Below are 21,841 nucleotides of genomic sequence, written 5' to 3' on the forward strand. Positions count from 1 at the left end.
CCAAGCGATTTAACCTGTTGAATTGCTTGGCTGTCAAAGATCAATTTTCGGCGGATCACGCAGATTCGGCGTTCCAGAGCACGTGACTCGTCGCAATCCGGCGGTCGACACAGACGTATATGCCGCAAGCCAAGCCTTCTTGCGGCCTGTTGTCGAGCTTCAGTTATAGAAGGTTTTCATCATGGACGATGAAATTGCAGAAATAAGAAGGGCGGAAATCCGTTCGGCGATAAGCGGGATCCGCATGCAGAGTTCTGGAGGCGGGCGAGCAAATACTTTCGGTCGCGATTACTTCCGGCTGAACCCGATCAATCTGCAGTCACCCGCTGCCTTTGCTGTCGGGCCTCTGACTGAATCAGTTCACGCGCCTGCCTGCGCAGGGTCGCGTTATAAATAGTTAGTGCCACGTATGCCGTAAGGAGTGATTACGTGCATGACTTCTCTCATACAGGAAGAAGTCATGACGACCCAACCTCTGAAAATACCTAAAACCGATCAGCAACTGCTGCGCGAACGCGCGAAGCAATTTGTTTTCGACTACCCCGATCTGCACGATCTGGCCTATAGCGTAGTCAGCAAGATCATGCTTCAGCACACGCAAAAGGTGTTTAACCCTGACAAGGTTTATTGGCATCGTTTCGGCAGCGCAAGCAGTAGTCCGCGTACATTTACCGGCTGGCAACATTCCGGCAAACCGCTGCAATCGATGACGTTGATCGAACTGCTCATGCAGAACTTCAACGGCCACGACCAAGAGGCCAGTGATGAGCTTTCCCTTTACGGCGGTTTTTATACTGACGGTCCGGATCATGAGGTGTTCGACGAGCGCAACGAGGTGCCCATGCTGCCGCAGACTTTGCTGGCAGAAATGTGGACGCTGGATTTCAGCTCGCTGCACACCCGCCGCATGGAGCGTTTCTGGAGTTCGCACAGTGAGAATTTTTGCATTCTGGCCAAAGCGCACTATTTGGTTGCAGCCGGTAATTGCCTGCGCAAAGGTCAGCTTTCGCCAGACGACTTCAAGCACGTCACTCGATTCGTCGTCACTGATCCCTCGCAGCCTGCGACGCTGAAGGCCTTGCGGGACTCGCCCTTGGTAACGCCTGGCCTTTCGGTGCATACGCTGGATATCAACGGCGTCAAGACTTACGACATGCTGCGTATCGTTATCGCTGATGGCCGGGAAGTGATTTACCGGCCTGATGCCGAGCAGCCTTTTCAGGTGTTTGAAAACGAACGCGCGCTGTACAACTGGCTCAAGGTCCAGTTCGCGAGCGAGCAGGCGGGTAAGGTACTGACAGGCAATTTCCTGCGCGGCGAAGCGGCACGAACACAAGACGGCGTCAGGTTTGCGCGCGGGGTCAGTGAATTGCTCGCACATGACTGGCGTGCCGATGTTCGAATTATCAATCAATCCCGGGCACCCATCGTGGGTGATCCCTTTATTCATATGCGTGATATCGCGCGTCAGGTCATGACCGCCGACGCGCATCAGTTGCTGACGTCCAATGCCGATCTGCGCAAGCAGATGTGGATCGGTTATCTAAGTGCCTTCATGCAGGCTTTTGGCGGGCTAGCCGCGTTGGGGTGGCCCGTTGCTCTGACGCTGGTTGGCGCAGGCCTCGCCAATACCGGGTTGAACATTGATCAGGCGGTCAATGGCAAGACCCCGGCGCAACGTCGCGCTGGTGTATTGGGTGCCATTATCAACACCCTTTACCTGCTTTTTAACCTGCCGCTACTGATGTCCATTCGTGCCATGCCTGAGCGTATGCCATTAGTGCGGGCGGATGTCGTGTCGCTCCCCAGTGAAGTTGTGGAGAGTGGCGTGATTGTCGATCCGCTGGAAAACATGGAAGGCAACCTGCTGCTGGACAGCCTCACGCCCTCAGCCGAGGAAGGCAGGTTTCGTGGCGTTTACTCGTTGAGCAATGGCGAAACCTGGATCAAGCTTGCGCGGTTGCCGTATCGCGTGATGTTCAGTGAGCAACAGCAGTGCTGGTTTATCGTTGACCCTGACAATCCTTTTGCGTTCGTTGGCAGTAAGCCGGTTCGCTTGGGGCTCGACGGAGAATGGACGCTGATTCAATCACCTGGCTTGCAGGGTGGCTCGCCTATGGATCCGCAGGTGCCGTCTACCAGCTCATCAGTCCCGCCAGGAAAACCTTATGCAACAGTGCATTCAACGTTCTGGGACAGGTACCTGCAAACGGACATATTCAATGAGCAATATTATGCAGAAAGAGCCCTGACTCGTCAGAAAGAGGTCATGGATATCTGGGAGCCAACCACGGACGATGTTCTGGAGTCTGACTCTTCACCCGAAGGCGATGAAGTGTACCGGGACCCGTGGCACGGTAAACACAGGGTATTCAAGCTGGGCGAGGACGACTATTACGGCGCTAACATCATGCTCTATACCCAGGAGGATACTGTGTTCAATCGATTCCTGCGTACAGGCGAACGTAGGGGCCCCAACCAGGTAAGGTTCATTGAGCGTCTTGCCGATGACATCCAGGTGGTGGGCTATAGCAATGATGTCGAGTTGTATCGGGGTGGCAGCGGTGATCGGGGCACCTCGGGTGCCGTGTTCCGTAGCGGGCAGATCAAGGTTGGCGATGTGCTGGTCAATACCGATATCACTTCGTTCAGTGAAAACCCCTATGTGGTCAGCGCGTTCGCCAGCAGTCGAGCCGGTGCCCCTACTAATGCGGTGATTGGGCCGATAACGTTCGATGATACTTCGGTGGTCTTTGTTTTGCCCAAAGGACGGTATTTGAGGGCCACGCCGATCGCGCCATTTTCAGCCTCGCCCGATGAGGCCGAATCGATCTTTTTGCCCGGTTGTTATTTTCAGATCGAGAGTATCGAAGAAGTGGTCGGCGATTTTTATCGTCTCATGAAAGTCCAGATGCAGGAGGTCGATCGCCCGGTTCAGGGAAGAGCGCTTTACGATATGCGCACGGGCGAGCCATTCAGTCGAGAGCAATACGCGCTCAAGTTGGGGGCAGATGCCAAGGTATTGGTCGACCGGTTCTTTCCACAGAACCCGATGACTGACCTGTTCAGCCCTCACTGACCAAGCGCCGCCCGGTTTTATTTAAAACCAGTCATCGCGCATAGCGAGGCAGGTGTCATCGCGGTTCTCCAGAATGCTCAGCTCGTGATGGCAGCCCGGTAATTCCCATGTCAGGAAGTAGCGGGCAGCTTGCAGCTTGCCCTTGTAGAAGTCGCTGTCAGACGAATGACCTTTGCCCAGACCTTCCTCGGCGCGAATCGCCTGTTCCAGCCAGCGCCAGCCGATGATGGTGTGGCCGAATACCTTGAGGTACAGCGCCGAATTGGCCAGCGTACTGGTGATTCTGCCTTGCGCCAGATCGGTCAGCAGGCCGAGGGTGACAGCCTGCACATGAGTGACCAATTGCTCCAGAGGTTGGCGCAGCTCATGAAGTGAGTCATAAACCTGCGCCCGCTCGCATGTATCGGATATCAGGCGCAGCAGTTGCTTGAGGCCGGTGCCGCCGTTCTGCGCCAGCTTGCGGCCAAGCAGGTCCAGCGACTGAATGCCGTGAGTACCTTCATGAATCGGATTAAGCCGGTTGTCGCGGTAGTACTGCTCAACAGGGTATTCGCGGGTATAGCCATGACCGCCTAGAACCTGAATCGCCAGCTCGTTAGCCTTCAGGCAGAACTCCGAGGGCCATGACTTGACCACCGGAGTCAGCAGGTCCAACAGTTCATGGGCATGCTTGCGGGCGTCTTCGGTTTCTCCGGTCTGTGTGTCGTCGAACAGTCGTGAGGCATACAGGCACAGGTCGAACGCGCCTTCTACATACGCTTTCTGGATCAGTAGCATGCGCCGCACGTCGGCGTGCTGAATGATCGGAACAGGCGTGCTCTCGGGGCTCTTGCTGTCGGGCAGCCGACCTTGAGGTCGGTCGCGGGCATAATCCAGAGAATACAGATACCCCGAATAGCCGAGCATGACCGCGCCCAGGCCGACGCCGATGCGTGCTTCGTTCATCATCTGGAACATGTAACTCAAACCGTGATGAGGCTTGCCGACCAGATAGCCGACACACTCACCGTTATCGCCGAAATTCAGCGCGGTAGAGGTAGTGCCTTTCCAGCCCATCTTGTGAAACAGGCCAGCCAGCAGCACATCGTTGCGCTTGCCGAGGCTGCCGTCGTCGTTGACCAGAAACTTGGGCACGATGAACAGCGAGATACCTTTGACCCCGCCAGGCGCATCCGGCAGTTTTGCCAATACCATGTGCACGATATTTTCCGAAAGCGCGTGATCACCACCCGAGATGAAAATCTTGTTGCCACGCAGCCGGTAGGTGCCGTCGTCTGCCGGTTCGGCGCGGGTGCGGATGTCTGACAGCGACGAGCCTGCGTGTGGCTCGGTCAGCGCCATGGTGCCGAAGAAGCGCCCCTCGATCATCGGTTGCAGAAAGCGCTGTTTTTGTTCGTCGTTGCCAAAACTCTCAATCAGATTCGCCGCGCCCATGGTCAGGAACGGGTAGGCCGTGGTTCCGACATTGGCTGCCTGAAAGTGGGCAAAGCAGGCCTGTGACAGTAGGGTCGGCAACTGCATGCCGCCCGCTTCAAAATCACGCGATGCATTGAGAAAACCAGCGGCGAGAAACGCATCCACCGCAGGCTTGACCTCGGGGATCAGAATCGCTTCGCCATTTTCATAGCGCGGCTCGTTTTCGTCAGCCTTGCGGTTGTGCGGCGCAAAATACTTTTCCGCGATAGTACGCGCCGTCCCCAGCGCTGCATCGAAGGTTTCCCGCGAATGCTCGGCAAACCGCTCACGCCGCGTCAGCCCTTCGGCGTCCAGCACTTCATACAGCTCGAAAGCCAGGTTTCGGGAACTGAGCAGCGACTCGGACATGATGGCGTACCTATTCTTTGAATGGCTCAAGTCTAGGTCGGGTTGAGGGGGGAGGGTAGCAAGATTGATTCGGGTGATGGTCGAGCGTGTGCGGGGGGTATCGAGAGCGGACGCGAAGCGTCCAGAGCATGGGAACGGTCGGTGTTTTTCAGACACCTTTCGTTCCGCACGCTCCAGCGTGGGAAGGCCTTTCTTGACGCCCTGCGTCATCTGTTACCTAGCGGCATCAGCCGATCGTCATCAGGCTCGCATTGCCACCCGCCGCCGCAGTGTTCACGCTCAATGCCCGCTCTATCACCAGGCGTTCCAGCGGCACGTTGGTTTCGCCGTGGGACAGGCCGTTGACGCCGACGATTGCACCGCTGCGCTGGGCGATCTGCTGGCAGATGGCGCGTAGCTGATCGGAATCGCCGTGGTGCAGGACGGCGTCGATAGCGACTTCGTCCTTGGTCCAGTCAGGGATCAGCTTGATGCGTGCCTGAACGTCCTTTGGCAGACGAGCGCGCAATGGCTTGCTGATGTCTGTTTCCGGCCACACGGCAGAGCTGCCGACAGCCAGCACGGCCGCCAGTTGAATCAGCAGGTCGTTCTCGTCATCCGCCAGGCAAAGCACGTGTTCACGCGGCAGAATCGCATAGCTGTTGCGCTCGCCGGTCGGCCCCGCCAGCTGGCGAGTGATGCCGCTTTGCGATTGCTCGGCGTATTGGCTGCACAGGGCATCCAGATCGCTTTGCTGGTTACTGGCTGCCCAGGCCTTCAAGGCTTGCAACGGTTTGTTGAGGATGTCACGCAGGCGGGTGTCCGGAGCATACAGTGCATCACTGCGCACGAACGATTTCTCGATGGCATCCTGCGGACGCGTCGACAGCAGGCGGTACAGGTAGAGCGGGCCACCGGCTTTAGGGCCGGTACCGGACAAGCCTTCGCCGCCAAATGGCTGGACGCCCACCACAGCACCGACGATGTTACGGTTTACATAGACGTTGCCTGCGTTGACGTTGTCGATGACCTTGGCGATGGTCTCGTCGATGCGGGTATGAACACCAAGGGTCAGGCCGTAGCCGGATGCATTGATCTGCTCGATCAGCAGGCCCAGTTCCTTGCGCTTGTAGCGCACCACGTGCAGCACCGGGCCGAAGATTTCGCGTTGCAGCTCATCGAAGCTTTCCAGCTCGATCAGGGTCGGCATCACGTAAGTGCCACGCTTGAGCTCCGTGCTGTCGGCAATGGCCACCTGATAAACCGTACGGCCTTTGTCGCGCATGGCCTGGATGTGTTTTTCGATACCCGCCTTGGCCTCGGCATCGATCACCGGGCCGATGTCCACGGACAGGCGCTCCGGGTTGCCGAGGCGGCTCTCGGCCATCGCCCCCTTGAGCATTTCGATGACGCGGTCCGCAGAGTCTTCCTGCAGGCACAGCACGCGCAGTGCCGAGCAGCGTTGCCCGGCGCTGTCGAACGCCGAAGAAACCACGTCAATGACAACCTGTTCGGTCAGCGCCGAAGAGTCGACGATCATCGCGTTCTGACCGCCGGTTTCGGCGATCAACGGGATGGGGCGGCCCTGCGAGTCCAGGCGACCCGCCACGTTGCGTTGCAGCAGGCGGGCGACTTCAGTGGAACCGGTGAACATCACGCCTTTGACGCGTTCGTCGCCGACCAGCCCGGCACCTACGGTTTCACCGCGCCCCGGTAACAATTGCACCACGCCTTCCGGGATACCGGCTTCAAGCAGCAGGCGCACGGCCTGGGCGGCAATCAACGGTGTTTGCTCGGCCGGTTTGGCCAGCACCGGGTTGCCCGCAGCCAGTGCAGCAGCGACCTGACCGCTGAAAATTGCCAGCGGGAAGTTCCACGGGCTGATGCAGACCACCGGCCCCAGCGGACGATGGGCGTCGTTGGTGAAATCATTGCGCGCCTGTACGGCGTAGTAACGCAGGAAGTCGACGGCTTCGCGCACCTCGGCGATGGCGTTGGCGAAGGTCTTGCCCGCCTCGCGGACCAGCAGGCCCATCAAGGGCTGGATGTCGCTTTCCATCAAATCGGCAGCACGTTCCAGAATTGCGGCGCGTTCGGCAGGCGGTGTTGCCTGCCAGATCGGGCCAGCGCTCAAGGCGCACTGGATGGCGTTCTCGACATCCTGCAGCGAGGCTTCCTGAATATGACCGACCACATCACGCAGGTCCGATGGGTTCAACGCGGCAGTCAGTGTGCCTGCGCTGGCCGGGCAGCCGAGCATGGGGGCAGCTTTCCAGTCATTGTGCGCTGTGGCGAGCAGGGCCGAGGACAGCGAAGCCAGACGATGCTCGTTGGCCATGTCGATGCCGCTGGAGTTGGCGCGCTCGGTGCCATACAGGTCGCGCGGCAGCGGAATGCGCGGGTGCGGCAAGCCGAAACCGCCTTCCTGTGTTGCCATGCGTTCGATCTGGCTGACCGGGTCGGCCACCAGTTCCTGAATGGAGATCGAATGGTCGGCAATCCGGTTGACGAACGACGTGTTGGCACCGTTTTCCAGCAGACGACGGACCAGATAGGCCAACAGCGTTTCATGCGTGCCGACCGGAGCGTACACGCGGCATGGACGGTTCAGCTTGCCGTCTGCGACCTTGCCTACGACCTGCTCGTACAAAGGCTCGCCCATGCCGTGCAGGCACTGGAACTCATACTGACCTGGGTAATAATTCTGCCCGGCGATCTGGTAAATAGCCGCCAGGGTGTGGGCGTTGTGTGTGGCGAATTGTGGATAAATGACTTCTGGTGCCGCCAGCAGCTTGCGGGCACAGGCGATGTACGAGACGTCGGTGTACACCTTGCGCGTGTACACCGGATAGCCTTCCAGACCTTCGACCTGGGCGCGCTTGATCTCGCTGTCCCAATACGCGCCCTTGACCAGACGGATCATCAGGCGGTGACGGCTGCGCCGAGCCAGATCGATCACGTAATCGATCACATAAGGGCAGCGCTTCTGGTAAGCCTGAATTACGAAGCCAATGCCGTTCCAGCCAGTCAGCTGCGGTTCGAAGCACAGGCGCTCGAGCAGATCCAGTGACAGCTCCAGACGATCAGCCTCTTCGGCATCGATGTTCAGGCCGATGTCGTACTGCTTGGCCAGCAGGGTCAGCGACAGCAGGCGCGGGTACAGTTCTTCCATCACGCGCTCGTACTGGGCGCGGCTATAGCGCGGGTGCAGTGCCGACAGCTTGATGGAAATGCCCGGGCCTTCGTAGATACCGCGGCCGTGGGAGGCCTTGCCGATGGAGTGTATGGCCTGCTCGTAGGACGCGAGATACTTCTGCGCATCATGCTCGGTAAGCGCCGCTTCACCCAGCATGTCGTAGGAATAGCGGAAGCCCTTGGCTTCAAAACGGCTGGCATTGGCCAGGGCTTCGCCGATGGTTTCGCCGGTGACGAACTGCTCGCCCATCAGGCGCATGGCCATGTCGACGCCCTTGCGGATCATCGGTTCGCCGCTCTTGCCGATGATGCGGCTCAGTGAAGAAGTGAGGCCTGCCTCATTGTGAGTGGCGACCAGCTTGCCGGTCAGCAGCAGGCCCCAGGTGGCAGCGTTGACGAACAGCGAGGGGCTGTTGCCCAAGTGCGGCTGCCAGTTGCCGTTGCTGATCTTGTCGCGAATCAGGGCATCGCGCGTGCCCTTGTCCGGAATGCGCAGCAACGCCTCGGCCAGGCACATGAGTGCAACGCCTTCCTGCGAGGACAGCGAAAATTCCTGCAACAGGCCTTGAACAATGCCAGCGCGGCCGCCAGCACTTTTCTGGTTGCGCAGCTTTTCGGCAATAGACGCGGCCATCTTGTTGGTGGCTTCGGCAACAGGTGCAGTCAGGCGCGCCTGCTCCAGCAGCATCGGCACCACTTCCTGCTCGGGGCGGCGGTAGGCGGAGGTGATGGCCGCCCGCAATACCGACTGCGGTTGAATGCTCTCGGCGAAATCCAGGAAGCATTGCAGGCCTGTGTCTTCCGCCACTTCGCCTCGGTCTTCGCTGTCTTTGCCAGTCGCGCCATTGAGCTCCAGCAAGGTTGCACCACTCTCCAGTTTTTCCAGGTAATTGAAAATCGCCTGCTTGATCAACCAGTGCGGTGTGCGGTCGATCGAATGGGCGGCGGCTTTCAATCGCTCGCGGGTCGGGTCGTCAAGTTTGACGCCTAGAGTAGTGGTGGCCATGTGTTGTCCTCATTATAGCCACGCAACGGTGGCATCGGCTTTGGCGAAGATTAGCGCTGTGACGGGGTCAGGTGCAACCGAGTGCAACCCTGTTTCGATAATATTTTGTGACATTCCCGGCAAGTGACCCGCGAGAGTGCTGCTTTGCTCAGAGCTGGTGCGCGATTGTTTGTAGAGAGGGTCGAAAACGCCCTAAAATGGCGCAGAAAAACGCCTTTATTGGTTTTTTTGTAACAGGTGCAACTTGCACGTTGAAATGGGTTGCACCTTGTTTGGTTTGTTTAATAGGATTCATTCCCGCGGTGCAACCGCCAGTCATTGATTGCCGATCCTTGCGGAGCGATCAGTCAACGCGGTGTCGGGTGCAAAAGCACGGATGCGCCGAATATCGGTCGCTATTCCCTTTGGCATCGGGTGCCAACATAAAAACAATGCCAAGGCTGAACTCATGAGTGTCAGTAACCCTACCTTGATCACGTTTGTGATCTATATAGCGGCAATGGTCTTGATCGGCCTGATGGCCTATCGCTCTACCAACAACCTTTCGGATTACATCCTCGGCGGGCGCAGCCTGGGCAGCGTGGTAACAGCGCTTTCAGCAGGGGCCTCGGACATGAGCGGCTGGCTGTTGATGGGGTTGCCGGGGGCTATCTATATGTCCGGCCTGTCGGAAAGCTGGATCGCCATTGGTCTGATCATCGGCGCCTACCTGAACTGGCTGTTCGTGGCCGGTCGTCTGCGTGTGCAGACAGAGCACAACGGTGACGCGCTGACCCTGCCGGATTACTTCAGCAGCCGCTTCGAAGACAACAGCGGCCTGCTGCGCATCATCTCGGCCATCGTGATTCTGGTGTTCTTCACCATCTATTGCGCCTCGGGCATCGTTGCGGGCGCGCGTCTGTTTGAAAGCACCTTCGGCATGTCCTACGAAACCGCACTGTGGGCCGGCGCTGCGGCTACCATTGCGTACACCTTCGTCGGTGGTTTTCTGGCCGTGAGCTGGACCGACACCGTACAAGCCACGCTGATGATCTTCGCCCTCATCCTGACGCCGATCATCGTCCTGCTGGCAACAGGCGGGGTCGATACCACCTTCCTGGCCATTGAAGCGAAAGATCCGACCAGCTTCGACATGTTCAAGAACACGACCTTCATCGGCATCATTTCCCTGCTTGGCTGGGGACTGGGTTATTTCGGTCAGCCGCATATCCTGGCGCGCTTCATGGCGGCTGATTCGGTCAAGTCGATTGCCAGCGCCCGACGCATCTCCATGGCCTGGATGATCCTGTGCCTTGGCGGTACTGTGGCGGTAGGCTTCTTTGGTATCGCTTACTTCTCCGCGCACCCGGATGTGGCCGGGCCGGTGACCGAGAACCCGGAGCGGGTCTTCATCGAACTGGCCAAGCTGCTGTTCAATCCATGGATTGCCGGTGTATTGCTGTCGGCCATTCTGGCTGCGGTGATGAGTACGCTGAGTTGCCAGTTGCTGGTGTGCTCCAGCGCGCTGACCGAAGACTTCTACAAGGCTTATCTGCGCAAGGGGGCTTCGCAGCTTGAGTTGGTGTGGGTCGGGCGTGCGATGGTGTTGCTGATCGCTGTCATTGCCATTCTGCTGGCCGCCAATCCCGAGAATCGCGTACTGGGGCTGGTGAGCTATGCCTGGGCAGGGTTTGGCGCTGCATTCGGCCCTGTGGTGCTGATATCTGTGCTGTGGAAAGGCATGACGCGCAATGGTGCGCTGGCTGGGGTAATAGTCGGCGCTGCGACTGTCGTACTCTGGAAGCAGTTCAGTACCCTTGGCCTGTATGAAATCATCCCGGGTTTCATCCTTGCCAGCATTGCCATCGTGGTATTCAGTCTGATCGGCAAGCCTGCGTCCGCGTCCATGCAGACACGTTTCCTGGCGGCTGAGCAGGAGTTCAAAGCCAACCGCTGATAATGCTGCTTGAATAACCGATGAAATGAAAAGCGGCCCGCACTTTCTGCAAGTGCGGGCCGTTTTTTTGATCGTTTGATTCAAGGCCTGCGTGCGACTCAGCTCTTGTTGTGATCAATATCCAGATTATAGAACGTGGCCTTGCCGCCTTCCGAGGTATACCCGGTGTTGTCCTGGGTATAAACACCGGCTTTGAAATACAAAGGCTTGTCGCGCCAGGTCTCGCTGATGCGCTTGCTCCAGTCGGTGTCGTTGACACTGACAGTCAATTTTCCACCCTTGCTCAGGTGAATGACGTAACTGAATGTCTGATTGAGCTTCACACCTTCGACTATCTTATAGACCTTGCTTTCGTCGTCATCGAAACGATTGCGAACTTTCGCAACGATGTCTCCGGTCTTGGTGTCTTCCTTGTATTGATACTCGACTTTCAGAAGAGGCTCGGTGCTCTCGTAGGCATGTATCTGGCCGATCACGATCTTGCCGGAAGAGGGCACCTGATCGACTTCCAGTTTAGCGTTCAGATAGTTGTCCGCGTCGGGATATACCCAATTGTGCAGTGATCCATCTGACCATGTTTCCCGTAACTCGCTGCGCGAATATTTAGCGTTTTCGGTTTTGGTCCCGGTCACCGGAGACCAGAACACAATGGAGTCCGATTTTGATTTGAAGTATTTGCCGTCATAACCCTTAACAAGCTGAGCGGTGGTAATGGTTTTGGGGGGTGAGCCCACTGGAATGCTGAGTTGGTACGATCCGAGATCGATCATGTTCAATCCTTCCGCGCATGTCTGTTTGCTACCAAGGGGGGCCTCTAGCAAGAGGGTTTGAGCGAGTTTTATACGGATTGTAGGGCGATTTGTTAATTAAAAGTTGTCGAACCAATGACGTCAAAGTGCTGTCACTTTTCCTGCAGAGCAGAGTGTGCACGGCGTACAGGGAATGACCGTTAGTCGGGTAGATCGAACTTTGATGGTAGGGAAGGGGTGCCTTGCTTCTGCTTTTTGCGAGACGGGGCTAGAGTTATTCCAAAGTATGACGGTCGTCCTGAAACCCAGGCGTCATGCCCACATAGAGAAGCAGCATGGAACGCGTGCCAACACAGCCACACGATGGCTCTTCGGTTTTACTGGTTGTAGACGATTACCCGGAAAATCTGGTGACGATGTGCGCTGTTCTGCAAAGAACGGACTGGCATATTGTGACTGCGAGTTCAGGCATCGAAGCATTGACGGTACTTCTTGAGCAGGAAGTCGATCTGGTTCTGCTGGATGTGCAGATGCCGGGCATGGACGGCTTCGAAGTCGCCCGGCTAATGCGAGGCAGTCAGCGCACCCGTCTGACGCCGATTATCTTTCTCACGGCCAATGAGCAGACTCAGGATGCCGTGCAGAAGGGGTATGCGAATGGCGCGACGGATTACCTGTTCAAACCCTTCGACCCGAACGTTCTCAAGCCCAAGGTGCAGACCCTGCTTGAGCAGCAGCGTAACCGTCGTGCGCTGCAACAGCTCTCGCTGGAGCTTGAATCGGCCCGAGCGTTCAACGCGTCAGTGCTGGCCAACGTCGCCGAAGGCATTCTGGTCGTTGATGAGGCGGGCACCATCAGTTTTGCCAATCCCGCCATCTGCCAGTTGTTGAGCGCTTCGGTCGATCAACTGCGCGGTACGCAAGTGCTGGATTACATTATCGAACCGCAAGTGGGCGACTGGCTGGAGTCTGGCTTCTACAAGCACTATCGCAAGGCCGACACCTACCGGGTGCACGATGCCGTTCTGCGTACCGCACAAGGTACACAGTTGCCGGTTGCCTTGTCTTGCGCGGCGCTGCCTGCGGAGCAGAAGGCGATGGTGATGACGGTTCTGGATATGTCGGTAGTCCGTGATCTTTATCAGCAACTTGAAAAACAGGCCGTTACCGACGCTTTGACAGGCCTGCTCAATCGCCGCGGGCTTTATCAGGCCGTTGAAGGCATGCTCCTGCGAAAGGAGCAGACAGACAAATACCTGGTTGTGCTGTTCATGGACCTGGACGGCTTCAAGCAGATCAATGATGCGCTGGGTCATGACGCCGGTGATCAGGTATTGCTCTGGGTCGCCGAGCAGTTCAAGGACAGCATGCGCCCCTATGATGTTCTGGCGCGCATTGGCGGCGACGAATTCACGGTCGTGATCGATGGGCTTGATTACCCCGAACAGGCGGCCAAAATCGCCGAAAAGCTCATTGAACGGGTGTCGGGAAGACGCCAGGTCGACGGTGTCGATATCACCTTGGGTGCCAGTGTCGGTATTGCGACCTTTCCGGACTGCGGCTCGAATCTGGACGGTTTGCTGCGTGCGGCAGATATCGCCATGTACGAGGCCAAGCGTGCAGGGCGTCAGCAATACCGGTTCTACGACCAGAACATGAACGGACGCGCCCGCTCACGGCTGATGCTTGAGGAAAGCGTGCGCACGGCCATCGATGGCAAGGATTTTTCGGTGGTGTACCAGCCCCAGGTCCACGTTGCGGATGGCCGCCTGCGTGGTTTCGAAGCGTTGTTGCGCTGGCAGCATCCGGCGGTCGGCGAGGTACCTCCTGCACTGTTCATTCCCTTGCTTGAAGAGACCAGGTTGATCAACCGGCTAGGCAGCTGGATTTTCGATCAGGGTGCCGAACAGCGTCAGGCGTGGAGTCGGGTGTTTGCTGCCGATGTGGTACTGAGTGTCTGTGTCAGCCCCACGCAATTCTGCATGCCCAACCTGGCTTCGGAGCTGAAGCGTGCCATGGATCGCTTCGAGCTCAAACCAGGGCAGATCGAGGTGGAAATCACTGAAAGCTCTCTGGTGCATAACCTTACGCATAGCCATAAACAGCTGAAGTTGCTGCATGACGTCGGCGTGCGTATTGCGCTGGACGATTTCGGGACCGGCGAATGCTCGCTGTCGCACTTGCGCAATCTTCAGCTAGACACCTTGAAGCTGGACAGGCGTTTTGTCGCCAACATTGTCGAGTCCAGGCGCGAGGCGGCGATGGCCAGCAGCATCATCGACCTGAGTCGCAATCTCGATATGCTGGTTATTGCCGAAGGGGTCGAGACCCCCGAGCAATACCAGTGGCTGGCGGACAACGGCTGTCAGGTCATGCAGGGCTTTCTGATCGCGCATCCGATGGTGCCCGAAGACGCGCTGCGCTTCCCCGGGCACTTTGAGGTGGCAGGCTTGAGATCGAGTGGATTGCTGTAGAATGGCGTCTTTCGTCATCATGCAAAAGGCCCCATGACTGCCGCCAGCCATGCTCCGCTCAAATACCTGCAGGCCTATCCGCAGACCCTGCAGGATCAAGTGCATCAGTTGATTGCCCAGAACCGTCTGGCGGACTATCTGGAGCAGCGCTACCCTGAGCGTCATCAGATACAAAGCGACAAGGCTCTTTACGCCTACGCGCTGGCGCTCAAGCAGGATCACCTGCGCAACGCGCCGGCCATCAGGAAGGTGCTCTTCGATAGTCGCCTGGACCTGACCCATCGCGCGCTCGGGTTGCACACTAAAATATCCAGAGTGCAGGGCGGCAAGCTCAAGGCAAGCAATGAAATTCGGGTAGCCGCCTTGTTCAAGGAAGCCCCTGCACAATTCCTGAAGATGATCGTGGTTCATGAGCTCGCACATTTTCGCGAGTCAGACCACAACAAGGCGTTCTACCAGTTATGCGAGCACATGCTGCCCGGGTATCACCAGCTGGAATTCGACCTGCGCGTCTACCTGACCTATAACGAGCTGCAGGCTTCGAACGGCAAGCTTTAAGCTCGCAACTGCCCTGCTAGGGATACCCGAGCACGGCCTTGATGCTGTTCAGGTTGCGGGCGATCCATGTTTTGTCGATGGCGCCCCAGTTGCGAATACGGTAATTGCCTGCGTGATTGCGGGCACCTTCCTGCTGTTCGAATTCACACACGATGTCCAGATCGGAGAGCGCGCTGATGGTGTCCTGCGCGGTGCGGCGTGGCATGCCGGTCACGGCGGTCAGTTCGGGTACGCTGCTGGCGAGCTTCGAATCAATCAGGTACGCCACGTACAGGCGGCGATAGAAACTGCTTTTGGTCTTGCTGACCTCCATCGACGAATCCCTTTTCAATGCTTTCAATGTGCAGCTTGCAGCTCAAGGCGTGCAACTGCTCTTAGTCCAGATCGCGGCGCATGCCGATGTGGGGGATGTCGTCTTCCAGGTAGACCTCGCCCACCGGGTTGAAACCGTAGCGGCTGTAATAGCCTTGCAGGTGGGCTTGTGCCGACAGATAGATTGGCTGGTCAGGCCATTTGCGTTCGGCGTTTTCCAGAGCCTGTTCCATCAGTTCATGGCCAATGCCCCGGCTGCGAATCGAAGGGGCTGTCACGACTCGCCCAATAGTGACGTCGCCGCCCTGCTGGATAGGGTCCAGCAAGCGCAGGTAGGCGACCAGCTTGTCTTCCTGCCAGGCCATCAGGTGGCAGGTATCGCCCGTCAGGTCCTGCCCGTCCACGTCCAGATACACACATTGCTGCTCGACCACAAACACCTCGGCGCGCAGTTGCAGCACGGCATACAGCTGCTGGATGCTCAACTCGGTGTGATGTTTGCAGATCCATTTGATAGACATGTCGCAGACTCGCAGGGAAACCAGAAGCGAAGTCTAAACGTATCCGCCGACATTCCCAATAAACGCTGTCAACGATGTGCGTACAGCTTTACTGAGCATGTTCTTCTTCCGGCTTGTCTACTGACCGCTTCAGGTCTTCAATTAAAAGCTGCTGGCACTCTCATGAGTGATGGTTTTGCTGCCGATAGGATTAAATCGGGTATACCGCCCTTTTCAGGAACCTGAGCATGTCGCAGTGGCTTCGAGCGGTTGGGTTGCTGGTCTTTTTGCTGATGGCGCATGCCAGTGCAGCGGAGAAACTGCGCCTCGTCGCTGACCCTTGGCCACCTTTTACCGATGCGCTGCTGCTCAACGGCGGGCTTGCGACCGATATCGTCAATACGGCGTTACGCCGCGCCGGATACACCACCCTGTATGAGCAAGTGCCTTGGGCGCGGGCAATGCTGGGGTTGAGTGAAGGGCGGCACGATGTGCTGATCAACGCATGGTTCAGCGAAGATCGCACAAAAATTGGCCAGTTTTCAGCCGAATACTTGCTCAATCGCGTGCGCTTCATCAAACGCAGGGAATCGCCTATCGAGGTTCGGACCCATGAACAACTGCACAATTACAGGATTGCGGTTGTACGCGGTTATGCCTATTCCCCTGCGTTTGACGGCGACAGTCTGCTCAAGAAGGTCCCTGTACAAAACTTCTCCACAGCCGTACGCATGCTCGCTGCCGAACGTGTAGACCTGACACTGGAGGACGAATACGTCGCCCGCTATAACCTTGCGATGGAGCCAGAAGCGGTTCGCGACCGTGTCGAGTTTCTACCCGGCTCGTTGAGCGAGAACAGCCTGCATATTCTGGTCAGCCTGAAAAACCCTCAGCACGCAAAAATCGTCGCCGATTTTGATCGTGAAATTGTCGCCATGAAGGCCGACGGCACCTACGACGAGCTGTTCAGACTGCATGGGCTGCAACAGCCTCCGGAGCTTTGATCAGGTGGGCGGCAAGGGTGCGTAGCGGTGCCAGCTGGCGGCAGATCAAGGCTAGCTGAGCCTGTACCAGACGCTGGCTTTCGTCCATCTCTTCCGGCAGCTGTTCCAGTTGCGCGGCCAGTGCTTCCTCTGCGTCACTCTGTACGGCGACAGGTTTCTTCTCGGCCAGCCCTGCGGCGATTTCGTCGATACTGGCTGCCAGCGTAGCGCCGACGTTATCGATCAGGTGTTCGCGGACATCGCCAGGCAACTGTGTATCACGGTGCGCGCCGAGGCCGGAAAGGTAGCTCAGCAGCGTATGTGACAGGACCAGAAAGCGGAAACCGACATCGGCCTCCTTGCGGAAGTGACCGGGCTCCATAAGCATGTTTGCCAATGTGGTCGACAGCGCAGCGTCGGCATTGTGTGCGTTGCGTCGCGCCAGTCGATAGGCAAGGTCGTCACTCTTGCCCTTGGCGTACTGCTGCATGATCTGCCGCAGGTAAATGCTGTTGCAGGTCAGGGTGTTGGCCAGCACCTTGTTCAGGCGTCGTCCTTGCCAGTCCGGCAGGAACAGGAACACCGCGAGCCCGGCGATCAAGCTGCCCAGCAGCGTATCGAACAGCCGTGGCAGGAACAGCCCGTAACCGTCGCCGACCTGATTGAAACAGAACAGCACCATGACTGTGATGGCGGCGGTCGACAGGGTGTAGCGCGTGGTGCGATTGACGAAGAACACCACACCGGCCAACACCGCGCACATCGATTGCAGAATCGGACTGGTAACCAGATCGAACAGTACCCAGCCGACCGTCAGACCTATTGCCGTGCCAATGATCCGCTGGCCGAGTTTGCGTCGGGTGGCGCCGTAGCTCGGCTGGCAGACAAACACCGTGGTCAGGATGATCCAGTAGCCCTGTGACGGGTGAATCAGGTGCACCATCGCATAACCGATGGTCAGCGCCAGCGGCAGGCGCAGGGCGTGACGGAACAGCAGTGAGGTCGGCGTCATCTGCAAGCGCAGGCGGGTCCAGACATCCTTGAGGTTGCGCGGCGAGCGATCCAGCAGGCTGCTGTCGGTGGCATCGGCCACGGCGTCCGGGTTGCTGGCGTCGCTGATCAGGCGATCCAGTGTGCCGAGGTTGGCAGCCAGCGCGCGCAGCGAACGCAACAGGCCACGCCACGCAGGGTTGCTCTGGATGCGCAGGTGTTCCAGAGAGGCGTGCAGGTCCTCCATGGCTTCGGCGAAGCTTGGGTCGTATACGAATGGCTGACGCAACTGGATGGATTCCGACAGGGCCTGACAGGCAACGCCCTGTTGACGCAACAGGCGCTGGCAGCGGAACAGCACATCGCTGTGGAAAAAGGCGTCGGCCAGTGAGTTGTAGGGGTAGTGCGACGAGCTGGCGCGCTCGTGGATGTCCTGGGCGATGAAATACAGCTTCAGGTAGCGGCTGACTTTCGAACCGGGGCGGCCGCTGCCAACGCGGTGCAGGATGATTTCCTTGGTGGAGTTCAGCGCGGCGACCACTTTGCCATTCTGCTGCGCCAGTTCCAGACGACGGGCCTCTACATTGAGTGTGCGGATCGGCTCAAACAGCGTCGACTTGAGTTTCAGGTACTGCCCCAGCTCACGGAACAGCCGGGCCAGCGCCTGTTGCACCGGCTGGTTGGAAAACAGCATCTGCCACAGCACTGACAGCAGGCCATACCAGGCTGCACCCGCCACCAGCAGCATCGGCTCATGCCAGAAGTCCAGTACCTCACCGCCGCGCTGATCGACGCCGATCATGGTGTAGACCGAGAGGATCAGCGTGCCATAGGCAATCGCGCCATAGCGTTCGCCCAGCGCGCCGAGCATGGTCAGGCAGAAGCTGGCCAGCGCCAGCGAGCAGACAAACAGCCAGGGGTAGGGGAAGAGCAGTTCTACGGCGAGTGCGGCAACACTGAAGCACACCAGCGTCACGGCCAGAGCATTTAGCCGGCCTTGCCAGCTATCGTCAGTCTCTGCCAGTGCACAGGCAATAATCCCCAGAAACAGCGGGATCAGCAATGCCATCTCGTTTTGGTACCAGCACAGCGCCATGCTGCCGGTCAGTGCGATAAAGACTCGAACGCTATAGCTGAATTTATCCAGCGCCCACAATCGACGGAATGTATGACGGAGAGATTTCGATGCCATGGGTAAGCTGACGGCCCTGTTCGCAATTGATCAATTCTGCAGGAGGATATGTACAGACCAAACGACTGGCTGTACATCCGCTTGGCAAAATTTATACCGGTTTGCAGTGTCGTGCGCACTACGTCACACGTACTGCGCCGCTGCGTAGGCCGAGGCCCACGCCCACTGAAAGTTGAAGCCGCCCAGATGACCGCTCACGTCGAGTACTTCGCCGACGAAATAGAGGCCAGGGGATTTCAGCGACTCCATGGTCTTGGACGACACTTCACGGGTATCGATACCGCCCAGCGTCACTTCAGCAGTGCGATAACCCTCGGTGCCTGCCGGGACCACCTTCCAGCTCGCCAGTTTTTCGGCGATGTCGGACAGTTCGGCGTGGGTGTACTGCTTCATGGGCTTGGACACGAACCAGTGTTCGGCGATCAGGTTGGCCATCTTTTTGGTGAAAATCTCGCCCAGCAGGGTTTTCAACTCGCTGTTGGGACGCTCGGCCTGTTGCTGACTGAGCCAGGCGGGCACATCGTGATCGGGCAGCAGGTTGATTTCCACCGTGTCACCGGGCTGCCAGAACGAGGAGATCTGCAGGATCGCCGGGCCACTGAGGCCGCGATGCGTGAACAGGATGTTTTCGCGGAAGCTGGTGTCATTGCAACTGACCAGGCAATCCACCGATGTGCCCGAAAGCTCGGTGCACAGCTCCTTGAGCTGATCGGTGATGGTGAACGGCACCAGGCCTGCGCGGGTGGGCAGCAGCGTGTGGCCGAACTGCTTGCCGACCTGATAGCCAAAGCCGGTCGCGCCCAGCGTCGGGATCGACAGCCCGCCCGTGGCGATAACCAGCGCCTCGCAATTCAACGTGCCCAGCGTGGTTTGCAGGCTGTAGCCGGATTCGGTTTTGTCGATCTGCTGCACGGAAGTGTCCATGTGCAGGCTGACACCGGCCTGACGGCATTCCTCCAGGAGCATTTCCAGAATGTCGCTGGACTTGTTGTCGCAGAACAGCTGGCCGAGTTTTTTCTCGTGATACGGCACGCCATGTTTGGCGACCATCGCAATGAAATCCCACTGGGTGTAGCGCGCCAGCGCCGATTTGCAGAAGTGCGGGTTCTGCGACAGGAAATTGGCCGGCTCGGTGTACATGTTGGTGAAGTTGCAGCGTCCGCCGCCGGACATGAGGATCTTCTTGCCAGGTTTATTGGCGTGATCGATCAACATCACCCGGCGCCCGCGAGCGGCAGCGGTGAACGCACACATCAGACCAGCGGCGCCAGCGCCAATGATTACAACGTCGGTAACGGGCACAGCGTGTTTCCTCGATCTGTAGGTCACGATCGTTCCCATGCTCCGCGCTAAGCTATATACAAGCCTGTTTTTGATTCTGGCCGAAGGCCGTGGGAGCGGACCGGGCGACGCTTCGCTTGTTCGCGAAAGGGCCGGTATGTTCTCCGAAGATTTATCGTCTGAACTACCGTCTTCGCGAACAAGTTCGCTCCCACGCCCTACGGGCAGAGGCCTGAAAACCGCGTTTTCAGGACCTTCGGGGCCTGTATATGATGCTCGGCGCGGAGTGTAGGGACTATCAGGGTCAACTATAAACTTTACAAAATCCGCACGCGCAGCGACTTGCCTTTGATCTTGCCGTTGTTCAAACGCTCCAGAGCCTGTTTGGCCATGCTGCGCTCGACGGCGACGTACGCCTGGAAATCGAAGATCGCGATCTTGCCCACCTGAGTGCCCGCAATACCCGCTTCGCCAGTCAGCGCGCCAAGGATGTCGCCCGGGCGCAGTTTGTCCTTGCGACCCGAACCGATGCACAGCGTCGTCATGGTCGGTAGCAGTTTGCCGCCTTCCTTGACGCTTAGCTGATCGTACTGCTGCCAGTTCAACGGGGCTTTCTGCAATTCTTCGATAGCGCGGGCGCGCTGGCTTTCCGACGGTGCCACAAGGCTGACCGCGATGCCTTTTTCGCCTGCGCGACCGGTACGGCCTACGCGGTGAATGTGGATTTCCGAATCGCGCGCCAGCTCGACGTTGATCACCATGTCCAGTGCGTCGATGTCCAGACCGCGCGCGGCCACGTCGGTGGCGACCAGTACCGAGGTGCTGCGGTTGGCGAACATCGCCAGTACCTGATCGCGGTCGCGCTGTTCCAGATCACCATGCAGACCGACGGCAGACATGCCTTTGGCGGTCAGGTGGTCGACCACTTCCTGAACCTGCTGCTTGGTGAAGCAGAACGCCACACAGGACGCCGGACGGAAATGACCGAGTACCTTGACCACCGCTTCCAGACGCTGTTCCGGAGAGATCTCATAGAAAATCTGCTCGATCTGGCTGTCGGCGTGCAGCGCTTCGACTTTGACAGTTTGAGGGTCACGCATGAATTTCGACGACAACTGCTTGATGCCGACCGGGTAGGTCGCGGAGAACAGCAGGGTCTGACGGCGTTGCGGGGTCTGCTCGATGATGTCGGCGATGGCGTCGTAGAAACCCATGTCCAGCATGCGGTCGGCTTCATCGAGAATCAGCGTGTTCAGGCCGTCCAGCACCAGCGAACCCTTGCGCAAATGTTGCTGAATACGCCCAGGCGTACCGACGATGATATGCGCGCCGTGCTCCAGCGAGCCGATCTGCGGGCCGAAAGACACGCCGCCGCAGAGGGTCAGCACCTTGATGTTGTCTTCCGAGCGCGCCAGACGGCGGATTTCCTTGGCCACCTGATCCGCCAGTTCGCGGGTCGGGCACATGACCAGTGCCTGGCAGCCGAAGAACCGCGGGTTGATCGGGTTGAGCAGGCCGATACCGAACGCAGCGGTCTTGCCGCTGCCGGTCTTGGCTTGCGCGATCAGGTCCATGCCCTTGAGGATCACCGGCAGGCTCTGCGCCTGAATCGGTGTCATTTCGGCGTAACCAAGCGACTCCAGGTTAGCCAGCATGGCAGCGGACAGAGGCAGAGAATTGAAAGCGGTGTTAGTCACGACGGTGGACCTGCAAAACAAAAATGTCGCGTAGTGTATCACCCGCCAGTCAGACCTGGCACCGCGATAAAGGTCGTGGGAGCGAG

General features: G+C 58.2%; 13 protein-coding genes. 5 read left to right on the forward strand and 8 right to left on the reverse strand.

Annotated elements, in window-relative coordinates:
* Positions 1-433 precede the first annotated feature (433 nt).
* Positions 434-3,079: a dermonecrotic toxin domain-containing protein gene (locus RYC18_RS19210; RefSeq protein WP_081023536.1), complete on the forward strand. Its 2,646-nt coding sequence runs from the start codon at positions 434-436 to the stop codon at positions 3,077-3,079.
* 21 nt (positions 3,080-3,100) lie between these two features.
* Here RYC18_RS19210 and RYC18_RS19215 read toward each other — a convergent pair whose 3' ends face one another.
* Complete coding sequence (locus RYC18_RS19215) at positions 3,101-4,903, reverse strand: acyl-CoA dehydrogenase (RefSeq protein ID WP_005743048.1); 1,803 nt, start codon at positions 4,901-4,903, stop codon at positions 3,101-3,103.
* A gap of 226 nt (positions 4,904-5,129) precedes the next feature.
* Entirely contained in the window at positions 5,130-9,083 is a 3,954-nt protein-coding gene (gene putA / locus RYC18_RS19220) for a trifunctional transcriptional regulator/proline dehydrogenase/L-glutamate gamma-semialdehyde dehydrogenase (protein WP_316886611.1), read from the reverse strand.
* Positions 9,084-9,531: 448 nt separating this feature from the next.
* Between putA and putP the strand changes: the two genes are divergently transcribed.
* Positions 9,532-11,019, forward strand: coding sequence for a sodium/proline symporter PutP (putP, locus tag RYC18_RS19225; RefSeq protein WP_005731074.1), 1,488 nt, complete (start codon positions 9,532-9,534; stop codon positions 11,017-11,019).
* Positions 11,020-11,117: 98 nt separating this feature from the next.
* Here putP and RYC18_RS19230 read toward each other — a convergent pair whose 3' ends face one another.
* Entirely contained in the window at positions 11,118-11,789 is a 672-nt protein-coding gene (locus RYC18_RS19230; protein ID WP_005743045.1) for a polysaccharide lyase family 7 protein, read from the reverse strand.
* A 314-nt stretch (positions 11,790-12,103) separates the two neighbouring features.
* Between RYC18_RS19230 and RYC18_RS19235 the strand changes: the two genes are divergently transcribed.
* Both RYC18_RS19235 and RYC18_RS19240 read left to right on the forward strand, forming a co-directional pair.
* The gene (locus RYC18_RS19235; protein WP_004654469.1) at positions 12,104-14,242 is read left to right on the forward strand and encodes an EAL domain-containing protein; all 2,139 of its coding nucleotides are present in this window, start codon (positions 12,104-12,106) and stop codon (positions 14,240-14,242) included.
* A 33-nt stretch (positions 14,243-14,275) separates the two neighbouring features.
* Positions 14,276-14,800, forward strand: coding sequence for a M48 family metallopeptidase (locus tag RYC18_RS19240; protein WP_005731076.1), 525 nt, complete (start codon positions 14,276-14,278; stop codon positions 14,798-14,800).
* Between the two features lie 16 nt (positions 14,801-14,816).
* Here RYC18_RS19240 and RYC18_RS19245 read toward each other — a convergent pair whose 3' ends face one another.
* Both RYC18_RS19245 and RYC18_RS19250 read right to left on the reverse strand, forming a co-directional pair.
* Entirely contained in the window at positions 14,817-15,113 is a 297-nt protein-coding gene (locus RYC18_RS19245) for a helix-turn-helix domain-containing protein (protein WP_002551759.1), read from the reverse strand.
* A 61-nt stretch (positions 15,114-15,174) separates the two neighbouring features.
* Positions 15,175-15,633, reverse strand: coding sequence for a GNAT family N-acetyltransferase (locus RYC18_RS19250; protein ID WP_002551760.1), 459 nt, complete (start codon positions 15,631-15,633; stop codon positions 15,175-15,177).
* 227 nt (positions 15,634-15,860) lie between these two features.
* Here RYC18_RS19250 and RYC18_RS19255 point away from each other — a divergent pair, with 227 nt between their 5' ends.
* Positions 15,861-16,616, forward strand: a complete 756-nt coding sequence (locus RYC18_RS19255; protein WP_316886612.1) for a substrate-binding periplasmic protein — start codon at positions 15,861-15,863, stop codon at positions 16,614-16,616.
* Here the strand turns inward: RYC18_RS19255 and yccS are convergent.
* The 3 genes from yccS to dbpA all read right to left on the reverse strand — a co-directional run bounded on the left by yccS (position 16,579) and on the right by dbpA (position 21,755).
* On the reverse strand, positions 16,579-18,777 hold the full coding sequence (gene yccS, locus RYC18_RS19260; RefSeq protein WP_011167518.1) for a YccS family putative transporter: 2,199 nt from the start codon (positions 18,775-18,777) through the stop codon (positions 16,579-16,581). The genes RYC18_RS19255 and yccS overlap by 38 nt on opposite strands.
* A 123-nt stretch (positions 18,778-18,900) precedes the next feature.
* The gene (locus tag RYC18_RS19265; RefSeq protein ID WP_005778819.1) at positions 18,901-20,079 is read right to left on the reverse strand and encodes an NAD(P)/FAD-dependent oxidoreductase; all 1,179 of its coding nucleotides are present in this window, start codon (positions 20,077-20,079) and stop codon (positions 18,901-18,903) included.
* 296 nt (positions 20,080-20,375) lie between these two features.
* Positions 20,376-21,755, reverse strand: coding sequence for an ATP-dependent RNA helicase DbpA (gene dbpA, locus RYC18_RS19270; RefSeq protein ID WP_002551764.1), 1,380 nt, complete (start codon positions 21,753-21,755; stop codon positions 20,376-20,378).
* Positions 21,756-21,841: the final 86 nt, after the last annotated feature.

The organism is Pseudomonas syringae group sp. 247E2 (assembly GCF_032587795.1).
Taxonomy (GTDB): Bacteria; Pseudomonadota; Gammaproteobacteria; order Pseudomonadales; family Pseudomonadaceae; genus Aquipseudomonas; species Aquipseudomonas amygdali.